This window comes from Paenibacillus sp. AR247 (assembly GCF_002968895.1).
GTDB lineage: Bacteria > Bacillota > Bacilli > Paenibacillales > Paenibacillaceae > Paenibacillus_AQ > Paenibacillus_AQ favisporus.
Window position 1 is genome coordinate 88,544 of the sequence record NZ_PCZT01000018.1, and the last position, 4,773, is coordinate 93,316.

Sequence of the window (4,773 nt, forward strand, 5' to 3'; positions counted from 1 at the left end):
ACTCGCGCAAATCGCAGTCACGCCAAGTCCTTTCCGTGGATTCACGCCACCCCATATCCGCGCTCTTGCCATGATACCTCTTGCAGTCCAAAATATACTCACTCAAAACAAACAGCTCGTTTCCTGAATGATGAAGAACACGCCATTGTATCGCCAGTTCTTGACCGTCTGCAGACTGCGGATACGTGCCGAACGTAATGAATTCGCCGGGCTTTACGTTCCGGTACGTCAGAGCTGAATGATCCTTTTCCATGAAGTTTTCCTCCCCCGCTTTTCATTTCAACTTCGATCATATAACATTCATGCAAGATTTCATTTGAAATACCAGGAATCCTTGTGCAGAGGATCGTTGTCCCCTATAATATTGGTGCCGTACTTTATGGTTTGACTTTAAGGTAGATGCCTTAAGATAGATAACGAAAGGACTTGGCAGCCATGACTTTACCGATCATTGATATCGGCGTTAACCTGATGAATTCATCGTTCGACCGGGACCGGGAGGAGGTGTTGGCCCGGGCCGCTGAGGCGGGCGTAGAGCAGCTGATCATAACCGGAACGTCCGTGGAGAGCAGCGAGGAGGCGGCGCACTACGCAAAGTCGTATCCCGGCAGGCTGTTCTCGACGGCAGGCGTTCATCCGCATGACGCCAAGGACTGCGGACCGGATACGGCGGAGCGGCTGCGGCGGCTGGCCGGGCTGCCTGAGGTGGTGGCGATCGGCGAATGCGGGCTGGACTACAACCGGGATTTTTCGCCGCGCGACGTGCAGCGCCGCTGGTTTGAGGAGCAGCTGCGTCTGGCGGAAGAGCTGGACATGCCGCTGTTTCTGCATGAACGGGACGCGAATGCCGATTTTGCCGCGATGCTGAAAGACCACCCGGCATTGATTCGGCGCGCGGTCGTGCATTGTTTTACGGGCAGCGCAGAAGAGCTGTACACCTACCTTGAGATGGGGCTGCACATCGGTATCACCGGCTGGATTTGCGACGAACGGCGGGGTGGGCATTTGCGTGAGCTCGTCCGGGACATTCCGCTGGACCGCCTGATGATCGAGACCGATGCGCCTTATCTGACACCGCGTGATCTGCGGCCGAAGCCGAAGGGCGGACGGAACGAGCCCGCTTTCCTGGCGCACATTCTCGGGGTCATCGCCGACTGCAGAGGGGAAGAGCCTGAGGCGCTGGCCGCGGCCACGGTACGGACGACCCGGCGCTTTTTCGGAATTTAAGACGCGGCATAACGCCGCTCTAACTCTGGACATCCCATGACAGCCGCAGCGGGCAGCCGACCAGGCTGCCCTTTTTAATTACGGCAGATGGCACACACGCTATAGATGCACTTCCGGCGTTCATGTATAATGTAAAGCGTCACGATGCGACATCTTTTTCTATTATTAGACTCAAGGTGGATATAACGTTGAAATATTTGATCCAAAAAGGTTTTACGCTCCGGTTTACGATCAGCCTGCTTGTCATTATTGCGATCCTGCTTACGATGCTGACCAGCATCACTTCAGCCGTTCAAGTCAACCGCGCCTCCTTAATTGGCAATTATCTTCAGAATAACGAGCAGTATGCCAAAAAGCTGGCTTCCAATACGAACGAGCTTCTCGTTACGATGCAGCAAAATATCAATGCGATTGCCAAAATATCCGGGCGGAGCCAGGAGATGGACGCCCAGCTCTTTGACGATCTGTTTCAGGAGAATACGCAGTATTTCAACTCTATAGTCGTTGCGGACACCAACCGCATCGTCAGGGCGCTCAGTCCGCATACGATCGGCATTGAAGTCGGGGATCAGCTGACCTGGCCCAGAGCAAAATGGCGGTCTCCTTGAAAGCGCCTTTATTTCAAACCCTACCGGGCGACGACAGGGAGGTACATTATCCTCATTTCGGCACCAATCGTCGATGCATCCGGCGCTTATCATGGGTTTGTCGGCGGAACCATTTATCTCGAAGATAAAAACGTGCTCAGCACGATGCTGAAGGAGCACTTTTTCGGCAACGGGTCTTATGTTTACGTGGTGGAAAAGAACGGGGCCATCATTTTTCATCCGGATAAGCAGCGAATCGGCAAATCGGTCATCAGCAATCCGGTCGTGAAGAACGTCCTGATGAAAAAAAGCGGGTCGCAGCGGGTGACGAACTCCGAAGGGGGCCAATTCTTTGCGGGTTACGCTTATGAACCGAGCAGCTCCTGGGGGATTATTTCTCAGACGCCGACGTCGGTCATTGACAAGCCGCTTCATGATTTGATCAAAAGGGTGCTTCTCGCCTCCCTTCCGTTCCTGCTGCTGATCCTCATTTTGGGATGGTGGGTGTCCAGCCGCATTGCCAAACCGCTCAATACACTGGCTCAATTTTCCGACCAGGCCACACTTGGATCGGTACGCCCGCAGAACGTTCCCGACATTAAATCGGCTTATTATGAGGTCAGGCTGCTGTCGCAAAGCGTCAAAATCGCGTTCCAGCACTTGAATCAGGATTTGACCCAGCTTCGGAACGAGGCGGGCGTCGACGAACTGACCGGGCTGGCCAACCGGAGGACACTGGATACGGTGCTGCAGCAGTGGACCGAGTACCATGTGCCTTTTGCGGTCATTTTAATAGACATTGACCATTTCAAGGGAGTCAACGATACCTATGGGCATGTGCTCGGCGATCAGGTGCTGAAGCACTTGGCCCAGCTGATGCGAAACGTGTTCACCGCGCGATTTGATCCTGAAAGCGGACGAGGCACTGTACCGCTCCAAGACGGGCGGGCGCAACCGCGTCACGCTGTCGGGTGAAGCAGAGGTTACGCAGGCACGGGCGGGAAGGTAGCGAAAAAAATCATTTCATCTTTTTGGCAATTGGGAATTGTGTCCGATGCGCTGTTGTGTTAACATGGGGATACTTATAATGATCGGAGGGTTCAAATAAGATATGTACTACATCAAATTCCGTTTTTTCACTTTGTGCCGCTAACTGAATAGTGCTCAAAGGCTCTGCCCCTGTGCGGAGCGAACGGGATTGGTCTGCATATCTTTTGGAACCCGATATATACATGCCGAGTGTGCTCATTGTTTGAGTTATGCCGGGTGTATGCGAGGGAGGGCGATCCGCCCTCTTTTTGCTGTCTTCAGGCAGCCGTAGGGCGTTCCTCATGCAATAACATAAAACCAACCTGATTGGAGAATGCTTAGGACACCTTAAGCTTGACGGGCAGCTGTCATCGAGCAAGGGGGTTCTTCTTTTCCAGTGCTGATATATCCGTTCGCTTTAAACCACAGGGTTACAGCCTGCGGTTTTTTCGTTTCATCGAACAATTCAAGCTAATTCGGAGGTAAAATATATGGAACCCATTCAACAAAAAGCGATATTAGTCGGCGTGAACCTGAACAACCAGCCCGATTTCGAATACTCCATGGAGGAGCTCGGCAATTTGGCCGAAGCCTGCGAGGTGGAGGTCGTTGGGCAGCTGACGCAAAATATGGAGCGCGTCAACAAATCCCATTACATCGGTACCGGGAAGGTCGAGGAGCTGGGCGGCTTATTCCGAGGACTTGAGGCGAATCTGATCATTTTCAACGACGAGCTCTCGCCGTCGCAGCTCCGCAACCTGGAAGCGGATCTGGAGTGCAAGGTGATCGACCGGACGATTCTGATTTTGGACATTTTCGAAAAAAGGGCCAAAACGCGGGAAGCCCAGCTTCAAGTGGAGGTTGCTCAGCTGCAGTATATGCTGCCGCGCCTCGTGGGCCTGCGCGAGTCCCTCGGACGGCAGGGCGGCGGCGTCGGCATGCATAACCGCGGCTCAGGCGAAACCCGGCTGGAGCTGGACCGCCGCCGGATCGAAGAGAAGATCAGCGCCTTGAATAAGGAGCTGGAATCGCTGGTGTTTCAGCGGCAGACGCAGCGGAAGCAGCGGAAGAAAAACGAGCTTCCGGTCGTGTCGCTGGTCGGCTATACCAATGCGGGCAAATCGACAATCATGAATGCCATGCTGGAGGCCTATTCTGCGGCCGGACCGACCGGCGAGAAGGCGGTATTCGAGAAGGATATGCTGTTCGCCACGCTGGAAACGTCCGTACGGAGCATACAGCTTGAGGATCATAAATCCTTTCTGCTCACCGACACGGTCGGGTTTGTCAGCAAGCTGCCCCATCATCTCGTCAAGGCGTTCCGGTCGACGCTGGAGGAAGTGTCCGAGGCGGACCTGCTCATCCATGTCGTGGATTACTCGAACCCGAAGTACGAGCAGCTGATCCGAATTACGGAGAACACGCTGAAGGACATCGGCGTAACAGACATTCCCACCATTTTTGCTTATAACAAATGCGATCTGGCTGGCGTGGACATTCCAGAGGTCAAGGAGAAAAGCGTCTATCTGGCAGCCAAGCCGAGAATCGGGATGACCGAGCTGGTGGATCTGATCCGCAGCTCTGTGTTCAAGGATTACGTTACCTGCGAAATGCTGATCCCGTATGACCGGGGCCAGGTGGTTTCGTATTTGAACGAGCATGCCAGCATCCACGCAACCGAGTATGAAAATGAAGGTACACGGCTCTCGCTGGAATGCCGGCTGCAGGACTTTGAGAAATATCGCGAATACGTTATAGAATAATTCTGAATAGCCTGCCGATTCACGACAATCTGGTGTCGTGAACGGCAGGCTTTTTGCTGTCTAACCATCGGATTGGATGACCGCCAGGGCGGCGGAACGTATCAACCGTCTGTAAGATTTTTTACAGTAATACATATTTCTGCATATTGGAACAGGCTAACGCCATA

General features: G+C 53.5%; 4 protein-coding genes and 1 pseudogene. 4 read left to right on the forward strand and 1 reads right to left on the reverse strand.

Annotated elements, in window-relative coordinates:
• A pseudogene (locus CPT76_RS38485) lies at positions 1–253 on the reverse strand (DUF6273 domain-containing protein); the annotation flags it as partial.
• Between the two features lie 182 nt (positions 254–435).
• On the opposite strand from CPT76_RS38485, the gene CPT76_RS26135 reads away from it, so the two are divergent.
• From CPT76_RS26135 to hflX, 4 genes are all read left to right on the forward strand, one after another.
• On the forward strand, positions 436–1,227 hold the full coding sequence (locus CPT76_RS26135) for a TatD family hydrolase (RefSeq protein WP_105444987.1): 792 nt from the start codon (positions 436–438) through the stop codon (positions 1,225–1,227).
• A gap of 188 nt (positions 1,228–1,415) precedes the next feature.
• On the forward strand, positions 1,416–1,835 hold the full coding sequence (locus CPT76_RS26140; protein ID WP_105444988.1) for a hypothetical protein: 420 nt from the start codon (positions 1,416–1,418) through the stop codon (positions 1,833–1,835).
• A gap of 132 nt (positions 1,836–1,967) precedes the next feature.
• A complete protein-coding gene (locus tag CPT76_RS26145) occupies positions 1,968–2,789 on the forward strand; it encodes a sensor domain-containing diguanylate cyclase (RefSeq protein ID WP_105444989.1) in 822 nt (273 codons plus the stop codon).
• 545 nt (positions 2,790–3,334) lie between these two features.
• A complete protein-coding gene (gene hflX, locus CPT76_RS26150; protein WP_105444990.1) occupies positions 3,335–4,606 on the forward strand; it encodes a GTPase HflX in 1,272 nt (423 codons plus the stop codon).
• The last annotated feature ends 167 nt before the right edge of the window (positions 4,607–4,773 follow it).